Raw genomic sequence first — 19,529 nt, 5'->3', positions numbered from 1 at the left:
CGGCCGGCGGCCTGCCTACTGCTGGAGCGCCTTGCGCGCCTCCCGCAGCACCGATGTCGCGAGCGCCTCGTCGTTGACGAGGCGCGCGACCGTCAGCGCGCCGATCATGGTCGAGACGATCACCGAGGCTCGCTTGCGGGCCGCGGCCGGCGTCAGGTCGGTGAGGTGGCGCGCGAACAGCTCGATCAGCGCGACCACCCCGGCCGAGGTGGCCTCGCGCACTTCCTCGCTGCCGCGCGCGAGCTCGCTGGCCAGCGAGACGAAGGCGCAGTCGTCGCAGGCATTGCCCAGATGCGTCCTGGACAGGTAGCTGTCGATGGTGGCGTTCACGCCGCGCTTGCCGGGCGCGCCCTCCAGGGTGGCCGACATGGTGTTGCGGGCGTTCTCGGTGGCCAGTTGCAGCGACTCCACCACCACCTGGTCCTTCGAGGCGAAGTGCTTGTAGAAGCCGCCGTGGGTGAGGCCGGCCTCGGCCATCAGGTCGGCCAGCGCGGTGTTCTCGATGCCGTTCTCGCGAAACCGCCGCGAGGCGGCCTCGACGATGCGCTGGCGGGTTTCGGCCGCTTCCTGTCTGGACTTTCTCATGGGCGCGATGCTGTCTGGATGATTTGGATTACATACAACATCCAGCCAGGCATGGCAAGCGCCGCGTCCCGGTCGCGAACCGGAGCGCGGCGGCGCGCACCGGCGCCGGGTGCCAGGTACCAGGCGCCAGCGGCGCGTGATCAGCCCAGCGCGGCCAGCGCCGCTTCGTGGCGGCGCGCGACCTCGGGCCAGTTGATCACCTGGTAGAAGGCCGCGATGTATTCCGGCCGGCGGTTCTGGTACTTCAGGTAGTAGGCGTGCTCCCAGACGTCGAGGCCGAGGATCGGCGTATTGCCGTGCATCAGCGGGCTGTCCTGGTTGCCGCTGCTCTCCACCACCAGCTTCTGCTGCGGGGTCACGCTGAGCCAGGCCCAGCCGCTGCCGAAGCGCGTCAGCGCGGCCTTGGTGAAGGCGTCCTTGAACGAGTCGAAACTGCCCAGGTCGGCGTCGATCGCGGTGCCGAGCCGGCCTTGCGGCTGGCCGCCGCCGCCGGGCGTCATCACGCTCCAGAACAGGCTGTGGTTGGCATGGCCGCCGCCGTTGTTGCGCACCGCGCCGCGCACCGCCTCGGGCAGCGATTCGATGCCGGCGACCAGTTCCTCGACCGGCGGGAAGGGCAGGCCCGCGCCTTCCAGCGCGGCGTTGACGTTGTTCACGTAGGTCTGGTGATGCCGGGTGTAGTGGATCTCCATGGTCTGCGCGTCGATATGCGGCTCGAGCGCGTCATAGGCATAGGGCAGCGGGGGCAGGGCGTAGGGCATCGAAGGCTCCGTTGGATGGATGCGGGACGGCGGCGCGGCCGCGCACGGCGCGCCGCGGGAAGGTCATTGGCGCGGCAGCCCCTGGATGGCGCCGGCCGCGCCGAGCTGGCAGGCTTCGCGGGCGGCCTCGTCATCGGGATGGCGCGCCGCGAAATGGGTGAGCTCGGCATAGGTGCGGCGGCAATGCCGCTGGGCGGCGGCTTGCCAGCGGATCGGCAGGCCGCCGCGGTTCATGGTGTCGCACAGGCGCGCATGCGCGGCGCACAGATGGCGGCATTGGTCGCAGTCGCGCCCCAGCCGCTCGTAGGTATCCGCGAGGTTGTGATGGGCCACCACCCAGGCGGCCGTGCCGGCCTCGGCGTCGTCGAGGCGGCCGTACATCGATTCGGCCGTCGAGACCGCCGCGTCGTAATGGGCGATCGCGGTCGGATAGTCGCGCTCGTCGAAGGCGCGGTTGCCCCAGGTGATCGAGCGGCGCCAGCGCGCCAGCGCGTCGTGGTCGGGGCGGGACGGTTCGGCTTCGACGATGGTGGTCTGCATGGCGCTCTCCTCGCCAGGTGGCGTTTTCGTTCGTAGATGCAAATGATAATTATTTTTATTTGAAAAGTGGAAAAACCCCATGACGGGTGGGGTGGCGCCCGGCCGCGCGCTATCTCCAGATTCGATTGCCGCTATCAGAAACGATCGTTTGTAGCGGCAGCGCGATCGACCTATCGTCTGGATACCGATGCCATCGGCGTGTCCTGCCACCGTGGCCGCGCCCGCGTCGGACCGTGAGATTCCCTTCCGCATCGAACGCAGACGAGCATGGAGACGAGATCCCCCGCCGCGGCGCCGAGCCTCGCATCCGAGCGCGCCGGCCGTGTGCCGGCATCGTCATCCCCTCAGGAGACGCACATGCAGATTCGCGACAACGGCCTCGCCTTTTCACCCATCACCCTGGTCCTGCACTGGCTGGTCGTCGCGCTGCTGCTGGCGATCGTGCTGCTCGGCCTGGCGCGCTGGCAAGCCATCGACGCGTCGCTGCAGGGCGAACTCGCGCGCTGGCAGAACCTGCTCGGCCTGCTGCTGTTCCTGGTGTCGATCTACCGTCTGCGGCAGCGCCTCGGTGCCTGGCATCCGCTGCCGGTGGGCACGCCGAATCCGGTCGAGCTGATCGCCAGCCGCGGCGTGGCGGTGGCGCTCGCGCTGGCGATGGTGCTGCTGCCGCTCGCGCTCTGGCTGACGCGCGCGGCGGCGGGCGAGGCGAGCGTCCTGCCGGGCGGCTGGGCCCTGCCGCTGCCGTTCGCCGCCAGCGCGGGCGTCCACGCGGTGCTCGACTGGCTGCTGATGATCGGGGCCACCGCCTTTTTCGCCGGCCTGGCCCTGCATGTGTTCGGCGCCCTCAAGAATCACTTCGTACTGCGCAACGACGCCTTGCGCCGCATGCTCGGCAAACACGTGGAGCTCTGATCATGATTCCGTTCGAAGCCAATCTTCCCGGCCCGCGCCTGGCCGATCTCTGCGGCGTGTCCCATCCGGTGTTCCTGGCTGGCATGGCGGCGATCTCCGGGCCCGCGCTGGTGGCCGCGGTGGCCAAGGCGGGCGGGATGGGCACGCTGGGCGGCCTGCGCCTGCCGCCGCGCCTGCTGCGCCAGTGGATCCGCGAGACGCGCGCGCTGAGCGACGCGCCGTTCGGCGTCAACCTGGTGCCCTCGTTCGGCGGCCCCGAGGTGTTCGAGGCGCAGTTCCGCGTGCTGCTCGAGGAGCGGCCGCGCCTGCTCTCGCTGTTCTACGCCGAGGACCATCCCGCCATGATCGAGCGCGCCAAGGCGGCCGGCATGCTGGTGATGGTGCAGGTCGGCACCGTCGCGCTGGCGCGCCTGGCGATCCGGCACGGCGCCGACATCCTGGTGGCGCAGGGCAGCGAGAGCGGCGGCCATCTCAACCGCGGCACGGTCGGCCTGCTGTCGCTGCTGCCGGCCATCGTCGAGATCGCCGGCGGCCGGCCGGTACTGGCCGCCGGCGGCATCGTCACGCGCGAGGACGTGCGTACCGCGATGGATCTCGGCGCCGCCGGCGTGCTGGTCGGCACGGCCTTCGTGGCGACCCACGAATCGAACGCGCATCCGCTGTACCGGCAGAAGATCGTCGAGGCCGGCGTCGACGATACCGAGTACCGCACCGGTTACTCCTACGGATGGAAATACGGCACGCCGCATCGCGTGATCCCGAATCGCGACCGCTGGAACCTGCTGCGTTTCATGGGCGGCGGCGCGCGCGCGATCGACAAGCCGCGCATGGCCGAGAAGCTGTCGCTCTATGCGGGGCAGGGCGTCGGCAAGATCCACGGCGTGGTGTCGGCGGCCGAGCGCATGGCGGAGCTGGTGGCGGGCCTGTCGATGACGCGCGAGGCGATGGCGGCGGCCGCCGTCGAGGCGAAGTCAATGGCTTCGGCGACGTCGGTGGCCTCAGCCGATGCGATGGCGCCCGCCTTGCATCAGCCGAGCCGACCGATGGCACACACAACCCGCTGAAGGCCGCTCACAGCGTCGCGAAGCGCATCGCCGGCGCCTCCCCGAGCAGGAACTCGCGGTTCAGCACGGCCGACTCGCGCAGGAAGTCCCACAGCGCCGAGATGCGCCGCAGGTTGCGGATGTCCTCGCGGCAGCACAGCCAGAAGTGGCGCGTGATCGCCACCTCGCCGGGGAACACCGGCACCAGCCGCTCGTCGGTCGCGGCCATGAAGCAGGGCAGGATCGCCAGTGCCGTGCCCTGCAGGGCCGCGTGGTATTGCGCGACGATGCTGGTGGTCGACAGGTTGGCCCCGGCGCCCGGGATGGTCCGCTCCAGGTAGAGCAGCTCGGGGCTGAACACCAGGTCGGTGACGTAGTTGAGGAAGGCGTGCTCGCGCAGCTCGGCCAGCCGCGGCGAGACCGGGTGGCGCCGCAGGTAGTCGCGCGTGCCGTAGAGCTGGAGCCGGTAGTCGCACAGCTTGGTGTGCACGTACTGGCCGCGCTCGGGCCGCTCCAGCAGGATCGCGATGTCGGCCTCGCGCTTGGACAGGCTGACGAAGTGCGGCACCGGCAGCAGGTCGATCGAGATCTCCGGATGCGCGCGCGCGAAGTGGGCCAGTTGCGGCGCCAGGAAGAAGGAGCCGAAACCCTCGGTCGAGCCGATCCGCACATGCCCCGAGAGCAGGTTCGCGCCGCCCTTGAACTGCTCGCTGGCCGACTGCACGGCAGTCTCGATCTCGTCGGCATAGGCCAGCAGGCGCTGGCCTTCCGAGGTCAGCACGAAGCCCCCCGCGCGCGACTTCTCGAACAGCACCGCCTCCAGCGACGCTTCCAGCTCGCGCACGCGGCGCGCCACCGTGGTGTGATCGACGCCGAGCCGCCTGGCCGCGCCGCTGGCCGTCTGCAGCCGCGCCACCGCCAGGAAATAGCGCAGGTCGTCCCAATTGATCCGACGCATTTCGCTTGTGGATTTTTGCATAACGGATGGGCTTTTAGCGTTATTTCGTGTGGAAAATCAAAGAACTATACTCGGCCGGACGTCGCCGCCAAGCGCGACGCCCAATAGGGATTCCCCTGATTGGACAAAAGACCGGAGACACCATGGACCTGCATTCGAGCGCCGTCGCGGCGCCACCGGCCACGCGCCGGACCGCGAAGGACTACGTCGTGGCTGGCTGGGCCAGCATGGCGGGTACCACCATCGAGTGGTACGACTTCTTCCTCTACGGCACCGCCGCCGCGCTGGTGTTCAACAAGATCTTCTTCCCGACGCTGGACCCGCTGCTCGGCACCATGGCCGCCTTCGCCACCTACGGCGTGGGCTTCATCGGCCGACCGATGGGCGGCATCGTGTTCGGGCATTTCGGCGACCGCATCGGCCGCAAGTCGATGCTGATGGCCACCCTGCTGATGATGGGCATCCCCAGCATGGCGATCGGCCTGATCCCCTCGTTCCAGAGCATCGGCTACTGGGCGGCGGGGCTGCTGGTGGCGATGCGCTTCATCCAGGGCATGGCGGTGGGCGGCGAGTGGGGCGGGGCGGCGCTGATGGCGGTCGAGCACGCGCCGCCGGGCAAGAAGGGCCTGTTCGGCAGCCTGCCGCAGACCGGCGTGGGCTTCGGCCTGATCCTCTCGTCCAGCGCGATGGCGGTGGTCGCGACCCTGCCCGAGCCGGCACTGCTGTCCTGGGGCTGGCGCGTGCCCTTCCTGGCCAGCTTCGTGCTGCTGGTGGTGGGCTGGTACATCCGCGCGCGGGTGCCCGAGTCGCCCGATTTCGAGCGGCTCAAGCAGGACGACGCGCGCGTGAAGTCGCCGGTGGTCACGGTGATCGCGCGCCATCCGCGCGCGCTGCTGGCGATCATCGGCGCGCGCACCGCCGAGAACACCTGGTTCTACCTGGTGGTGGCCTTCGCGCTGTCCTATGCCGCCAACCAGCTGGCGATTCCCAAGCCGCAGATCCTGCACGCGATCACGGCCGGCGCGGCGCTGTCGATCGTCACCATGCCGCTGGCCGGCTATGTCAGCGATTTCGTCGGGCAGAAGCGCCTGTTCATGATCGGCCTTGTGCTGATGTGCCTGTTCTCGGCGCCGTTCTTCCTGATGCTGGAAACGCGCCACGCGGTGACGGTCTGGTGGGCGATGGTGCTCGGCGTCGGCGTGGTGTTCCCGATCCTCTACGCGCCCGAATCGCAGTTCTTCGCCGCGCAGTTCCCGCCGCAGGTGCGCTACAGCGGTATTTCGGTGTCCGTGCAGGCCGCCGGCGTGCTCGGCGGCGGCATCGCGCCGATGATCGCCACCGCGCTGCTGGCGATGGGCGCGGGCGACCCGCGCTACGTGGTGGCCTACATGATCGCGCTGGGCGTGATCGCGCTGGCCTGCGCCGCCTGCCTGCGCGACGGCAAGGAATAAGCGTGCCGCGGCTGGCGCATACCGGCCCGGCACAACCCTCATCCGGCGCGAACCGACGCGCCGACAACCCGAGAGAGTCGAGCATGAACGCAGTCATTCAGGAACCCGTAGCAGCCGTGCAGACCGTGCCCCTGCTGATCGACGGCGAGTTCGTCGAATCGCGCAGCACGCAATGGCGCGATATCGTCAACCCGGCCACCCAGCAGGTGCTGGCGCGCGTGCCCTTCGCCACGGCCGAGGAGATCGACGCGGCGATCGAGGCCGCGCAGGCGGCCTTCGCGAGCTGGAAGAACACGCCGCTGGGCGCCCGCGTGCGCGTGATGCTGCGCTTCCAGGCGCTGGTGCGCGAGCACATGCCGCGCATCGCGAAGGTGCTGACGGCCGAGCAGGGCAAGACCCTGCCCGATGCCGAGGGCGACATCTTCCGCGGTCTCGAGGTGGTCGAGCACGCCTGCTCGATCGGCACGCTGCAACTGGGCGAGTTCGCCGAGAACGTGGCCGGCAGCGTCGACACCTACACGCTGCGCCAGCCGATCGGCGTATGCGCCGGCATTACGCCGTTCAACTTCCCGGCCATGATCCCGCTGTGGATGTTCCCGATGGCGATCGTCTGCGGCAACACCTTCGTGCTGAAGCCCTCCGAGCAGGATCCGCTGTCGACCATGGAGCTGGTCCGGCTGGCGATCGAGGCCGGCGTGCCCAAGGGCGTGCTCAACGTGGTGCACGGCGGCAAGCAGGCGGTCGATGCGCTCTGCACGCACCGGCACGTGAAGGCGGTGTCCTTCGTCGGCTCGACCGGCGTGGGCACGCACGTCTACCGGCTCGCCAGCGAGCACGGCAAGCGCGCGCAGTCGATGATGGGCGCCAAGAACCACGCGGTGGTGCTGCCCGACGCGAATCGCGAGCAGACCCTCAACGCGCTGGTGGGCGCCGGCTTCGGCGCGGCCGGCCAGCGCTGCATGGCCACCTCGGTGGTGGTGCTGGTGGGCGCGGCGCGCGACTGGGTGCACGACCTGGCCGCCAAGGCGCGCACGCTGAAGGTGAATGCCGGGCACGAGGCCGGCACCGATGTCGGGCCGGTGGTCTCGAAGGCGGCCAAGGCGCGCATTCTGGAGCTGATCGAATCCGGCCTGAGCGAGGGCGCGAGCCTGCTGCTCGACGGCCGCGACGTGAAGGTGCCGGGCTACGAGGCCGGCAACTTCATCGGGCCGACGCTGTTCGCCGACGTGAAGACCGACATGCGCATCTATACCGAGGAGATCTTCGGGCCGGTGCTGGCGGTGATCGCGGTCGACACGCTCGACGAGGCCATCGCCCTGGTCAACGCCAATCCGTTCGGCAACGGCGTGGGCCTGTTCACGCAGAGCGGGGCGGCGGCGCGCAAGTTCCAGAGCGAGATCGACATCGGCCAGGTCGGCATCAACATCCCGATCCCGGTGCCGGTGCCGTACTTCAGCTTTACCGGCTCGCGCGGCTCCAAGCTCGGTGACCTCGGCCCCTACGGCAAGCAGGTGGTGCAGTTCTACACGCAGACCAAGACCGTCACCGCGCGCTGGTTCGACGACGCCACCGTCAACGACGGCGTCAACACCACCATCAGCCTGCGCTGAGCCCGGCACGAGGAAGGCACATCATGAAGATCGGATTCATCGGGCTCGGCAACATGGGCGCGCCGATGGCGCGCAACCTGCTGAAGGCCGGGCACGCGCTGCGCGTGTTCGACCTCGACGCGGCGGCGGTCCAGGCGCTGGTCGATGCCGGCGCGCGCGCCGCGGGCTCGCCCCGCGAAGCGGCCGGCGACGTCGAATGCGTGATCACCATGCTGCCGGCGGCGGCCCACGTGCGGCACGTGATCGGCGCCGAGGACGGGGTGCTGGCCGGCATCGCGCCGGGCGTGACGATCGTCGACTGCAGCACGATCGACCCGGCCACCGTCAAGGCCATGGCGCAGGCGGCCGAGGCGCGCGGCAACCGCTTCGTCGACGCGCCGGTATCGGGCGGCACGGGCGGCGCGGCGGCCGGCACGCTGACCTTCATGGTCGGCGCGCAAGGGGCGCAGTTCGAGGCCTTGAAGCCGCTGCTGGCGGCGATGGGCCGCAACATCATCGATTGCGGCGGCGTGTCGATGGGGCAGGTGGCGAAGATCTGCAACAACCTGATCCTCGGCATCAGCATGGCGGGCGTCTCGGAGGCGATGGCGCTGGGCGAGGCGCTCGGCATCGATCCGAAGGTGCTGGCCGGCATCGTCGATCGTTCGACCGGGCGCTGCTGGAGCTCGGACACCTACAACCCGTTCCCGGGCGTGGTGGAGACGGCGCCGGCCTCGCGCGCTTATGCCGGCGGTTTCGGCACCGACCTGATGCTGAAGGACCTGGGGCTCGCCACCGATGCCGCGAAGTCGGTGCGGCAGCCGGCCTTTCTCGGCTCGCTCGCGCAGCAGTTGTACCAGGCGCATAGCGCCTCGGGCTCGGGTGGGTTGGACTTCTCCTCGATCATCGGGCTCTATCGCGGCAAGGCCTGAGGGGGAGCGTCGCGGTGGCCGCGATGGCGTGCAAACCATCGCGGCCCGCGCCGGCGCCGCGCCTCAATGCGGATGCACGGTCCAGCCCACCAGCCGCGCCACCAGCGGCCTCACGATCAGCACGCAGACGAAGGCCGAGGGCATCGCCACCCGATAGGCATTCTTCACGTTTTCCATGTAATGCGCGTCCAGGCCGAATTCGGCGAAGGTGATCACCAGGCACATCAGGAAGGCCATGATGGTCGCCATGTAGAGCGCGAACACGTAGGGCGTGGAACGGCGGGGGAAGCGGAAACGATAGGTCTTGGGTGCGATGTCGGGAGTCGTGCCGGGAATCATCGAAGCGGTCTCGTCGTGTCGGGTTTCAGGGAAGCGCCAGCGTAGCAAGCGCGCGGCAGCGCCACTAGCCGGCTTGTAGCGGATTCATCCGTAAGAGAAAATTACGAATCGATTCCCGGAACGACAAGCGCATGGCGATCAATCTCCTCGGCCTGATCCATTGCTACATCCGCGTGGTGGAGAACGGCAGCATCGCGGCGGCGGCGCGCGCGCTCGGCATGAGCGCGGCGGCCGTGAGCCAGAACCTGGCGCGCCTCGAGGCCCACCTCGGCGTGCGCCTGCTCTCGCGCACCACGCGCAGCATGGCGCTGACCGAAAGCGGCACGCACTACTACGAGAAGGTCCGCCATATCCCGCGCGATCTCGACCTGGCGCAGGCGGCGGCCACCGAGGCGCTGGCGCCGCGCGGCCCGCTTTGCGTGGCGACCACGGCCGCCTTCGGGCGCCACCTGCTGGCGCCGCTGATGCCGGCCTTCCAGGCCGCCTATCCGCGCATCGCGGTCGAGCTGATCAGCACCGACCGCCGTATCGATCACCGGCTCGAAGGCATCGATCTCAGCCTGCGGATCGCCGCGCAGCTCGACGAGCGACTGGTGGCCCGGCGCATCGCCTCGCGTCCCTTCGTGTTCTGCGCCTCGCCCGCCTACCTGGCGCGCGCCGGCGTGCCGGCCGCGCCCGAGGATCTCGAGGAACACGCCTGCCTGGTGCTGCGCTACCCGACCGACGGACGTTTCCTGCCATGGGGCTTCGTGCGCGACGGGCGGCGTTTCGAGGCGACCGTGAACCCGGCCTTCATCTGCGACGACATCGACATGCTCGCGCAGATCGCCGTCAGCGGCGGCGGTATCGCGCGGCTCGCCAGCTTCGTCGCGCAGCCGCTGATCGACGCCGGCAAGCTGCTGCCCTTGTTCGAGGCGCGCTCGCGCAGCCGCGCCTGGGCCGAATCCGAGCCGATGGAGATCTATGCCTGCGTGGCCGAGCGCGCCGCGCTCAATGCCAAGGTGCGGGCCTTCGTCGATTTCGTGGAGGCTGAGCTGGCGGAGCACGCGCCGGGGCGTCGCTGATCGACCCGCATCGGGTTCGCGGCACGCGGGCCGTGCCGATGCGCGGCCTCAGGGCGCCAGGCAGGCCATGACGGCCAGCAGGCAGGTCAGGGCGGGGATCGTCAGGATCACGAGTCGTCTCGGCCACGACAGGCGCAGCGCGGGCGGCAGGGCGGTCACCGCCAGCCGGGCGAGGACGGCGAAGATCAGGGGCAGCGTCAGGGCCGTCGCGACCTGGATGTCCATCGTCAGCGAGACGAGATCGGGAGCACGCCATACGAACCAGGCGCAGGCCGCGAGGCAGGCCAGGTACAGCGCGACCGGCGCCGGGCTGCGCGGTTTGCCGTGGAGTCCAAAACATTCCCGGGTACCGGACAGCATCGCCAGCGAGGCGACGATCGCGGCCACCATCGAGGCAGCCAGCACGCCCGCGCCGAACACCGCCTGCCCGACGACCGGGCCCAGCGCCGAGGCCAGCATCGCGCTGATGTCGGCGATCGAATCGAGCGGGCGAATGCCGCCCGTGCCTTGCGCGACGGCCGCGCTGGCCACCAGCACCGCGCCGGTCAGCGATTGCGTCAGCACCGCGCCGACGAGGGTTTCCCGGCGCTGCTGGCGCAGGGCGTCCCAGCGCCGGAACCGTCCCTTCATCGCCGATTGTTGATAGAAGAGCATCGACGGGCTGAAGATCGCGCCGAGCAGCGCCACCGCCGCCCAGCCGAATCCGGGGCCGGCCGGATGCCAGTCGATCGCCTGCCGGGCCAGCGTGCCCAGCGCGGGATGGCTGTGCCAGGCCAGGTAGAAGAACGCCAGCTCGAGCGAGCCGATCGCCAGGGCGATTCGCTCCACGCGCCGCCAGGATCGCGACAGCACCAGCAGCGTCATCAGGGCAGCGGCCATGGCCACGCTGATCCCTCGCGCCACGCCATGGATCTCGCCGATGCCGGCCACGGCCGTCAGCTCGGTGATCAGCGTGGCGGCGGTGACCAGCGCCAGCATGGCGGCTGCCAGGATCGCCCAGCCGCGCCCGAAGTGTTTGCCGATCAGCCCGCAAGGGCCGTGGCCGGTGGCGATGCCGAGCCGCGCCGCGAGTTCCTGCACGACATGGAGCACCGGGATCGACAGCAGCACCACGGGCAGCAGCCGGTAGCCCCATTGCATGCCGCATTGCGCGGCGACGACGATGTTGCCCGCGTCGGTATCGGCGATCGCGGCCAGCAGGCCGGGGCCCCAGGCGGTGGCCGCGTGCCATCGCCGGCCGCTTTCGCCCGCGCCTGACACCGGGCCGGACCGTTCCGTCTCGTCGCGTCGATCGGCGTCCGCGATCATCGCGACGCGCTCCCCGAGCGAAGCGCCGCGACGCGGGCAAGCTCGGACAACAGCCGCATCCCGCGTGCTGTCCATAGCAGTCCGAAAGCTTGCGCCCACCGGCTTTCGACCTTTCGGAAAGATTCTCCAGGCGCCATGCAAATCCCGTCTTGTCCGCACATTGACCCCATGCTACATTCGGCTCACCCGAATCGGATACCGGTAACCGATTAATTCTCGGTTGATGTCCAATCGAATCCGCGTGAAGGCGGATTCGATTGCAAGCCTGCCGGATGCGATGCCCCACGGTGAATGGCCGTGACAGGAAGGGCAAATGGTGGAGACAGCGGCAAACGACCTTCCTGTCCATGATCGTCATGTCGACCCGACTTCGTCGGCCGGCGATGACGAGCGATGCTGAACATGTTCTGAAACGCAAGCAAAGCGGAAACGAGCGGGCATCGAATCGGGCCCGCGCACGTTTCCCGACATATCGGAGACGGACGATGGGAATCAACAGGACTCGATGGGTCGCCTGCCTGTTCGGCGCGGGCGCAATGCTGTTCGGTGGCGCGGCGCTGGCCCAGAGCAAGCCGACCGGCAGCATGAAGATCGCCTTCTCGAACTCGTTCGCGAGCAATTCGTGGCGCCAGCAGATGCTGCAGGATTGGGACAAGGTCAGCAAGCAGGCAGTGGCCGACAAACTGGTGGCGGCCGCGCCGAGCTTCACCACGGTGCAGAACCAGGCCACCGAGCAATCCCAGCAGATCCGCAACCTGATCCTCCAGGGCTACCAGGCGATCGTGATCGACGCGGCCTCGCCGAGCGCCGTCAACGGCGCGGTCCGCCAGGCCTGCAGCGCCGGCATCGTGGTGGTCTCGTTCGACGGCACCGTCACCGAGCCCTGCGCCTATCGCATCAGCATCGACTTCAAGCGCATGGGCCGCATGGAGCTCGACTACTTCCACAATCGCAAGCTCAAGGGCAACCTGCTCGAGGTGCGCGGGCTGGCCGGCTTCGTGGTGGACAACCAGATCCACGAAGGCGTCACGGACGGCCTCAAGCAATACCCTGAATTCAAGGTGGTGGGCTCGGTCAACGGCGACTACACGCAGACCGTCGCGCAGAAGGCGGTGGCCGGGCTGCTGCCGACCCTGCCCGAGGTGGTGGCCGTCACCACCCAGGGCGGCGACGGCGCCGGCACCGCGCGCGCTTTCCTCGACGCGGGGCGCAAGCTGCCGGTGATCTACATGGGCAATCGCTACGACGAACTGGCGCTCTGGAAGAGCGAGCACGACAAGAACGGCTACGAGACGCAGTCGGCCTCGATCGTGCCGGGCGTGGCGACCTTCGCGTTCTGGTACGCGCAGCAACTGCTGGCCGGCAACAAGCTGCCCAAGGAAGTGAGCCTGCCGATCGCGGTGGTCTCGCAGGGCGACCTGGAGAAATCGCTGGCGGCCACGCCCAAGGGCGGCGTCTACGACCAGACCTTCACGCGCCAGGAAGTGCTCGACTACGTCAGGCAGCACGCCGCCAACTGATCGGTCCGCGACCGAGGATCGGCCGGCGCGCGCCGCGCGCGGCGCCGGTCCAGCGAATGGAGAACGCATGGTTTCCCTTGCGCAAACGGCATTCATCCGCACCGAGGCATTGGGAAAGACCTTCGGCGTGGTGCGCGCGCTCGATGCCGCCACGCTGTCGTTCCATCCCGGCGAGTGCGTCGGGGTGATGGGGCACAACGGCGCCGGCAAGTCGACCCTGATGAACATCCTGGCCGGCGTGTTCCGCAACGACGCGGGCACGCTGTACGTGGACGGCCAGCAGATCGGAGCGCAATGGAACACCCACGAGGCGATGCGGCACGGCATCCGCTGCGTGTTCCAGGAGCTGTCGCTGTGCCCGAACCTGAGCCTGGCCGAGAACATGCGCCTGCGCGCGGCACGCAGCAAGGGCCTGCGCTGGCGCGTGGCCGCCGGCCGGCAGTTGATCGAGACGCTCGACCGGATCTTCCCGCGCCATGGTCTCGCGCCCGGCCAGTTGATCGAATCGCTGCCGATCACCAAGCGCCAGATGGTGGAGATCGCGATGGCCTTCACGCCGGGCGACTACCCGCTCAGGCTGGTGATCCTCGACGAGCCGACCTCCTCGCTCGACGAATACTCGGCCACGCAACTGCTCGACTACCTGCGCAGCTTCGTGCAGGGCGGCGGCATCTGCATCCTGATCTCGCACAAGATGCACGAGGTGATGGAGCGCAGCGATCGCGTGGTGGTGATGCGCGAGGGCAGGCTCGTCTACGAGAGCGCGACCGCCGACACCAGCGTGGAGCGGCTGGTCGCGGCGATGGGGCACGAGCTCGGGCATGTCGAGCGCGGCGCCCGCGCGAGCCGCGCGGCGGCCGCCTCGGGCGTGCCGCGCATCAAGGCGCGGCTCGGCGAACGCGGCGCCGCGCTGGAGGCCTTCGAGGGCGAGGTGGTGGGCCTCGCCGGCCTGGCCGGGCACGGCCAGACACGCCTGCTCAAGCTGATCCACGCGCTGCGCGAAGGCCGCGCCGACCGGCAGGGCAACCGGCGGCAGGCGCGCACGGCCTTCGTGGCCGGCGACCGGCAGGGCGACGGCGTGTTCGGGCTGTGGTCGATCGCGCGCAACATGAGCCTGTCCTGGCTCGGCGACTGCGTGCGCGGCGGCCTGATCTCGTTTCGCGAGGAGGAGCGGCGCGTGGCGCGGTGGGTGAACACGCTGAAGGTGAAGACGCCCGACACGAGCCTGCCGATCGACTCGCTGTCGGGCGGCAACCAGCAGAAGATCCTGTTCGCGCGCGCGCTCGGCACCGACGCCTCGGTGATCCTGATGGACGACCCGATGCGCGGCGTCGACATCGGCACCAAGCACGAGGTCTACGGCATCGTCCGCGCGCAGGCCGACGAGGGGCGCACCTTCCTCTGGTACACCACCGAGTTCGAGGAGCTGTACCACTGCGACCGCATCTACGTGATGAACGAGGGCGAAATCGTCGGCGAGATCTCGGCCGACGAGCTGAGCGAGGCCGAGGTGCTGCGTCTTTCCTTCAAGGCGGCCGCATGAAACGCATTCACTTTCCCGCGTCGCGGCTGCTGTCGGCCCTGACCTTCGTGGTGCTGCTGGCGCTGATCGTCAGGAACCAGCCGATGTCGCTGTCCTACATGGGGCTGACCCTGCTGCTGGGCTCGGCGATCCCGCTGATCTTCGCCACGCTCGCGCAGATGATGTTCATCTCGATCGGCGACCTGGACCTGTCGATCGGCCCCTTCGTGTCGATGAACGCGGCGATCGGCGCGATCGTGCTGCCGTCCTCGCCCTGGCTCGCGATCCTGCTCTACCTGCTGGCGATCGCCGCCTACGCGCTGTGCGGCGCGCTGATCGAGCTGCGCCGGCTGTCGGCGATCGTGGTGACGCTCGGCATGTCCTTCGTCTGGCTCGGCTGCGCGCTGCTGCTGGTGCCCAGCCCCGGCGGCGAGGCGCCCCAGGCCCTGGTCGACCTGCTGTCCTGGCATTCGCCGCTGATTCCGCTGCCGGTGCTGGTAGCCATCGTCGGCGCGCTGATCGCTTATTTCATCTTCAACGTCAGCGTGTTCGGCACCATCGTGCGCGGCCTCGGCGGCAATCCGCGCGTGATCCAGCGCAGCGGTCATTCGGCGCTGGCGATCCGGATGGGCGTGTATGCGCTGGCGGGCCTGTTCGGCATCGTCGCCGGCCTGCTGATGCTGGGCCAGACCACCTCGGCGGACGCCAACCAGGCTTCCGGCTTCACGCTGATCTCGATCGCCGGCGTGATCCTGGGTGGCGGGGAATTCGTCGGCGGCAAGGTGTTCGCGCTGGGCAGCGTGTTCGGCGCGCTCAGCATGACCCTGGCCACCTCGTTCCTGAACTTCTACGAGGTGTCGTCGGACTGGCAGGTGGCGATGCAGGGCGTGATCCTGATCGTCGCCCTGAGCCTGCGCACCGTGGTCGCGCGCCCGGGGAGGCCGGCATGAATACCGTGCAACGCAAGATGGCGCGCGCGCCGGGCGGCCGGCACTGGCTCAGCGCCTGGATCGCCACCGCGCTGGTGCTGGTCGCCACCGCCCTGTTCAACGCCGGCAAGGGCGGCCCGAGCCTGGGCCCGCTGCTGAGCACCGCGCTGAGCTTCTCGACCTTCACCGTGCTGGTCTCGCTGGGGCAGATGCTGGTGATCACCAGCGGCCCCGGCAACATCGACCTGTCGATTCCCTCGGTGATCGCGCTGTCGGGGGCGCTGTCGATGAGCGTGATGAACGGCGCCAACGGCATGATCGTGCCGGGCATCGCGGTGGCGCTGCTGTCGGGGGCGGTGGTGGGCGGCTTCAACTTCGTGCTGATCCGCTTCCTGCGGATTCCGCCCATCATCGCCACGCTGTCGAGCGCGCTGATCGTGCTGTCCTGCGCGATCGCCTACGGGCGCGGCGTGCGCACGCCGCCGCCCGCGCTGCTGGCGCAGATGATGGTGGTGCGCATCGGCTGGCTGCCGCTGTTCTCGATCTTCGCGATCGCGCTCACGCTGCTGGCCTGGCTGCTGCTCACGCGCACGCTGTACGGCCGCGCGCTCGCCGCGCTCGGCCAGAACACCAATGCCGCGCGGCTGGCCGGCGTCAGGACCGATTTCCACGTCTGGCTGACCTACGTGATCTGCGGCGCGCTGGCCGGGCTGACCGGCTGCCTGATCGCGACCTTCTCGGGCGGCAATTCGCTGGACCAGGGCAACGAGTACCTGCTGCTGACGGTGGCGGTGGTGGTGATCGGCGGCACCTCGGTGTCGGGCGGACGCGCCTCGCTGGGCGGCGTGTGGGGCGCGGCGCTGTTCATGTTCCTGCTGGTCGCGCTGCTGAATTCGGCCGGCGCCAGCGCCGGGCTGCGCACCGTGCTGACCGGCATCATCATCGTGGCGGTGGTGGCCCTGACCGAAAAACGCAAATCTCTCTAGGAAAGCCGATGAAACAGGAAGTCATTGAGATCTACGACGAACGTGCGCGCGAGCTGCTCGCGCCGGGCGCCGAGCTGGAGCAACTGGCCAGCGGCTGCATCTGGTCCGAGGGCGCGGTCTGGATGCACGAGGACGGCTCGGTGCTGTGGAGCGACATCCCCAACAACCGCATGATGCGCTGGCATCCCGAGACGGGCGCGAGCGTGTGGCGCGACCAGGTCGAATACACCAACGGCCATTTCCGCGAGGCCGACGGCAGCCTGCTGCATTGCTCGCATGGCCAGCGCGCGCTGGTGCGCACGCGCTTCGGGCGCGACCTGAGCGAGACGCACGACGAGATCGTGGTGGACAACTATCACGGCCGCCGCCTCAATTCGCCCAACGACGTGGTGGTCAAGCGCGACGGCACCATCTGGTTCAGCGATCCGCCCTACGGCATCCTGTCCGACTACGAGGGCCACCAGGCCGAGCAGGAGCTGCCGGGCCGCTACGTGTTCCGCTTCGATCCGCGCGACGGCACCCTCGACGTGATGACCGACCTGCTGATCTGCCCGAACGGGCTGGCCTTCTCGCCGGACGAGTCGCTGCTCTACGTATCGGACACCTCGATGGTTCCCTACGAGGACAAGGGCTTCCACAACATCCGCGTGTTCGAGGTGGTGAACGGGCGCTCGCTGGTCAGGCCGCGCATCTTCGCCACCATCGCCGAGGGCGAGGGGCTCGCCGACGGCTTCCGCCTGGACAGCCGGGGCTGGGTGTTCACCAGCAGCGCGATCGGCATCCAGGTGTTTCATCCGGATGGTACGAAGCTGGCCTTGATCCCGGTGCCGGAGAAGGTCGCCAACCTGACCTTCGGCGGCGTGAACCGCGACGAGATGTTCATCGCGGCCTCGAGTTCGCTGTACCGGATCCGCGTCAATGCGCGGGGGATCCAGACGCCCTGAATCGCCGGGCGCGTTGGCGCCGCGGATTCACGCGGGCGCCGTGTCGGCCGGCGGCGGCTCGCGGTTCTCGTCCAGCGGCGTCGCGCCGAACTGCAGCGCCGCCAGTTGCGCGTAGAGCGGCGAGTGCTGGAGCAGCTCGGCATGCCGGCCCTGGGCGACGATGCGGCCGTGGTCGAGCACCACGATCCGGTCGGCCTGCTGGACCGTGGCGAGCCGATGCGCGATCACCAGGGTGGTGCGATTCTGCGCGGCGTTGTCCAGCGCGGTCTGGACCAGGCGCTCGCTGGCCGCGTCGAGCGCGCTGGTGGCCTCGTCCAGCAGCAGGATCGGCGGATCCTTGAGGATCGCGCGCGCGATCGCGATGCGCTGGCGCTGCCCGCCGGACAGGCGCACGCCGCGCTCGCCGAGGAAGGTGTCATAGCCTTCCGGCAACTGCTCGATGAAGCCGGCGGCGGCAGCCATGCCGGCGGCGCGCTGCACCTCGGCCAGGCTCGCGTCGGGCCGGCCGTAGCGGATGTTGTCGAGCACGCTGCCGGAGAAGATCACCGATTCCTGCAGCACGATGCCGATCGCCCGGCGCAAGTCGACCAGCGGCACCTGGCTGGTCGGCACGCCGTTGATCAGGATGCGGCCCGACTGCGGATCGTAGAAGCGCAGCAGCAACTGGAACAGGGTGGTCTTGCCCGCGCCCGACGGCCCGACCAGCGCGACATGCTCGCCGGGACGCACCTCGAGCGTGAAGTCGGCCAGCGTGGTCGTGCCCGGCCGCGAGGGATAGGAGAAGCCGATCGCGTCGAAGCGGATGCCGGCGCCGCGCGCGGGCAGCGCCGTCGTCTCGGCCGCCTGCTCGACCGGCGAGCGCGCCGCCAGCAACTGCAGCAGCCGCTCGGTGGCGCCGGCGGCGCGCTGCAGGTCGCCCCATACCTCGGCGATGGCACCCACCGCGCCGGCCGTGAACACGGCATAGAGGATGAACTGCGAGAGCTGGCCGGCCGTCATGCGCCCGGCCAGCACCGCCTGCGCGCCGAGCCACAGCACGAACACGATGGCGGCGAACACGAACACGATCACCACGGCGGTCAGCGAGGCGCGCGCCCGGATCCGCGTGAGCGCGGTATCGAAGGCGCTCTCCACCGCCGCGCCGAAGCGCTGCGCCTCGTGGACCTCCTGCGTGTAGGACTGCACCGTCGGCATCGCGTTGAGTACCTCGCCGGCCAGCGCGCTGGCATTGGCCACCTTGTCCTGGCTGGCGCGCGAGAGCTTGCGCACGCGCCGCCCGAAGGTGACGATCGGCACCACCACCACGACCAGGGTGGCGATGATGTAGGCCGACAGCACCGGGCTGGTGGTGACCAGCATCGCCACCCCGCCGACCGCCAGCAGCAGGTTGCGCAGGCCGAGCGAGAGGCTGCTGCCGACTACCGCCTGGATCAGGGTGGTGTCGGTGGTGAGGCGCGACAGCACCTCGCCGGTCTGGGTGGTCTCGAAGAACTGCGGGCTCATGCGCATCACGTGGTCGTACACGGCGCGGCGCAGGTCGGCCGTGACGCGCTCGCCGAGCCAGGAGACCCAGTAGAAGCGCAGGGCGGTGGCGGCGGCGAGGATCAGCGAGACCACGAACAGCGCGATGAAGTAGCGGTCGATATGCACGCGCTCGCCGCTCGCGAAGCCGCGGTCGATCAGGTAGCGGAACGCCACCGGCAGCCCCAGCGTCGCGCCGGCCGAGGTCACCAGGGCCAGGAAGGCCAGCGCCCAGCGTCCCGCGTAGGGGCGCAGGAAGGGGAGCAGGGCCAGCAGCGGGGTGATGCGAGCGGCGCGGGGAGCGGTGTCCGGCATGGAAGGTCCTGGGGGGCATGGATCAAGCGCCGGGGCGCGGCGGCGCTCCTGGCGGCGTGACAGCATAGCGCTTAAATCGGTCGGTCGAACGAATCGGACCTGGCCATGCCGAGCGTCGACAGGGTCGAACTGATCCGCGGGGGGAGGCGGGCCGCAACGGCCCGTGACGTGGCGGGAGCAGCACCGCTGCCCTGAGGACAGGTCAGCCGGGTGGCTGCGCTGGAGTCAGCGAGCCCGCTCGATCACGCCGAGCGCCGCTCGCATGGGACCGGATCCGGGAAGCTTGCGTCCCGGAACAATCGCAAGGAAT

The 19,529-nt window shown here is 69.4% G+C and carries 18 protein-coding genes; 11 read left to right on the top strand and 7 right to left on the bottom strand.

The annotated features are described in order from the left end of the window. Window positions 1-15: 15 nt before the first annotated feature. The 3 genes from F3J18_RS04715 to F3J18_RS04705 all read right to left on the bottom strand — a co-directional run bounded on the left by F3J18_RS04715 (window position 16) and on the right by F3J18_RS04705 (window position 1,886). Window positions 16-585 (bottom strand): TetR/AcrR family transcriptional regulator, encoded by a 570-nt coding sequence (locus tag F3J18_RS04715; RefSeq protein ID WP_166911646.1) that lies wholly within the window; start codon window positions 583-585, stop codon window positions 16-18. 140 nt (window positions 586-725) lie between these two features. Continuing rightward, window positions 726-1,346: a superoxide dismutase gene (locus F3J18_RS04710; RefSeq protein ID WP_166911644.1), complete on the bottom strand. Its 621-nt coding sequence runs from the start codon at window positions 1,344-1,346 to the stop codon at window positions 726-728. Between the two features lie 63 nt (window positions 1,347-1,409). Further along, complete coding sequence (locus F3J18_RS04705) at window positions 1,410-1,886, bottom strand: hypothetical protein (protein ID WP_025099617.1); 477 nt, start codon at window positions 1,884-1,886, stop codon at window positions 1,410-1,412. A gap of 357 nt (window positions 1,887-2,243) precedes the next feature. Here F3J18_RS04705 and F3J18_RS04700 point away from each other — a divergent pair, with 357 nt between their 5' ends. Both F3J18_RS04700 and F3J18_RS04695 read left to right on the top strand, forming a co-directional pair. Further along, window positions 2,244-2,798 carry a cytochrome b/b6 domain-containing protein gene (locus F3J18_RS04700; RefSeq protein ID WP_166911642.1) on the top strand — a complete coding sequence of 185 codons (555 nt, stop codon included), beginning with the start codon at window positions 2,244-2,246 and terminating at the stop codon, window positions 2,796-2,798. Between the two features lie 2 nt (window positions 2,799-2,800). Next, the gene (locus F3J18_RS04695) at window positions 2,801-3,862 is read left to right on the top strand and encodes a nitronate monooxygenase (RefSeq protein WP_166911640.1); all 1,062 of its coding nucleotides are present in this window, start codon (window positions 2,801-2,803) and stop codon (window positions 3,860-3,862) included. Window positions 3,863-3,869: 7 nt separating this feature from the next. Here F3J18_RS04695 and F3J18_RS04690 read toward each other — a convergent pair whose 3' ends face one another. Further along, window positions 3,870-4,820: a LysR family transcriptional regulator gene (locus F3J18_RS04690; RefSeq protein WP_166911638.1), complete on the bottom strand. Its 951-nt coding sequence runs from the start codon at window positions 4,818-4,820 to the stop codon at window positions 3,870-3,872. Window positions 4,821-4,942: 122 nt separating this feature from the next. Between F3J18_RS04690 and F3J18_RS04685 the strand changes: the two genes are divergently transcribed. The 3 genes from F3J18_RS04685 to mmsB all read left to right on the top strand — a co-directional run bounded on the left by F3J18_RS04685 (window position 4,943) and on the right by mmsB (window position 8,771). Next, window positions 4,943-6,250 carry an MFS transporter gene (locus tag F3J18_RS04685; protein WP_025099613.1) on the top strand — a complete coding sequence of 436 codons (1,308 nt, stop codon included), beginning with the start codon at window positions 4,943-4,945 and terminating at the stop codon, window positions 6,248-6,250. 83 nt (window positions 6,251-6,333) lie between these two features. Further along, window positions 6,334-7,860: a CoA-acylating methylmalonate-semialdehyde dehydrogenase gene (locus F3J18_RS04680; protein WP_166911636.1), complete on the top strand. Its 1,527-nt coding sequence runs from the start codon at window positions 6,334-6,336 to the stop codon at window positions 7,858-7,860. Then, window positions 7,857-8,771, top strand: a complete 915-nt coding sequence (gene mmsB / locus F3J18_RS04675; RefSeq protein WP_240156359.1) for a 3-hydroxyisobutyrate dehydrogenase — start codon at window positions 7,857-7,859, stop codon at window positions 8,769-8,771. Before F3J18_RS04680 ends, mmsB begins: the two co-directional genes overlap by 4 nt. A 63-nt stretch (window positions 8,772-8,834) precedes the next feature. Here the strand turns inward: mmsB and F3J18_RS04670 are convergent, their stop codons facing one another. Beyond that, window positions 8,835-9,110 carry a DUF2798 domain-containing protein gene (locus tag F3J18_RS04670; RefSeq protein ID WP_166911632.1) on the bottom strand — a complete coding sequence of 92 codons (276 nt, stop codon included), beginning with the start codon at window positions 9,108-9,110 and terminating at the stop codon, window positions 8,835-8,837. 131 nt (window positions 9,111-9,241) lie between these two features. Between F3J18_RS04670 and F3J18_RS04665 the strand changes: the two genes are divergently transcribed. Next, window positions 9,242-10,174 carry a LysR family transcriptional regulator gene (locus F3J18_RS04665; RefSeq protein ID WP_166911630.1) on the top strand — a complete coding sequence of 311 codons (933 nt, stop codon included), beginning with the start codon at window positions 9,242-9,244 and terminating at the stop codon, window positions 10,172-10,174. A 48-nt stretch (window positions 10,175-10,222) separates the two neighbouring features. Here the strand turns inward: F3J18_RS04665 and F3J18_RS04660 are convergent, their stop codons facing one another. After that, entirely contained in the window at window positions 10,223-11,482 is a 1,260-nt protein-coding gene (locus F3J18_RS04660) for a divalent metal cation transporter (protein ID WP_166911628.1), read from the bottom strand. 485 nt (window positions 11,483-11,967) lie between these two features. On the opposite strand from F3J18_RS04660, the gene F3J18_RS04655 reads away from it, so the two are divergent. The 5 genes from F3J18_RS04655 to F3J18_RS04635 all read left to right on the top strand — a co-directional run bounded on the left by F3J18_RS04655 (window position 11,968) and on the right by F3J18_RS04635 (window position 17,383). Further along, on the top strand, window positions 11,968-13,002 hold the full coding sequence (locus tag F3J18_RS04655) for an ABC transporter substrate-binding protein (RefSeq protein ID WP_345791202.1): 1,035 nt from the start codon (window positions 11,968-11,970) through the stop codon (window positions 13,000-13,002). A gap of 67 nt (window positions 13,003-13,069) precedes the next feature. Next, entirely contained in the window at window positions 13,070-14,545 is a 1,476-nt protein-coding gene (locus F3J18_RS04650; RefSeq protein ID WP_166911626.1) for a sugar ABC transporter ATP-binding protein, read from the top strand. After that, window positions 14,542-15,474: an ABC transporter permease gene (locus F3J18_RS04645; protein WP_025101587.1), complete on the top strand. Its 933-nt coding sequence runs from the start codon at window positions 14,542-14,544 to the stop codon at window positions 15,472-15,474. Before F3J18_RS04650 ends, F3J18_RS04645 begins: the two co-directional genes overlap by 4 nt. Continuing rightward, window positions 15,471-16,439, top strand: coding sequence for an ABC transporter permease (locus F3J18_RS04640; RefSeq protein WP_166911624.1), 969 nt, complete (start codon window positions 15,471-15,473; stop codon window positions 16,437-16,439). Before F3J18_RS04645 ends, F3J18_RS04640 begins: the two co-directional genes overlap by 4 nt. An 8-nt stretch (window positions 16,440-16,447) precedes the next feature. Further along, window positions 16,448-17,383, top strand: coding sequence for an SMP-30/gluconolactonase/LRE family protein (locus F3J18_RS04635; protein WP_025101585.1), 936 nt, complete (start codon window positions 16,448-16,450; stop codon window positions 17,381-17,383). A gap of 27 nt (window positions 17,384-17,410) precedes the next feature. Here F3J18_RS04635 and F3J18_RS04630 read toward each other — a convergent pair whose 3' ends face one another. Continuing rightward, window positions 17,411-19,219 carry an ABC transporter transmembrane domain-containing protein gene (locus tag F3J18_RS04630; protein WP_166911622.1) on the bottom strand — a complete coding sequence of 603 codons (1,809 nt, stop codon included), beginning with the start codon at window positions 19,217-19,219 and terminating at the stop codon, window positions 17,411-17,413. Window positions 19,220-19,529 lie beyond the last annotated feature (310 nt).

The sequence above is a fragment of the Burkholderia sp. Ax-1720 genome, assembly GCF_011753035.1.
GTDB classification, from domain to species: Bacteria; Pseudomonadota; Gammaproteobacteria; order Burkholderiales; family Burkholderiaceae; genus Burkholderia; species Burkholderia gladioli.
This window is presented reverse-complemented; position numbering and strand designations above follow the sequence as displayed.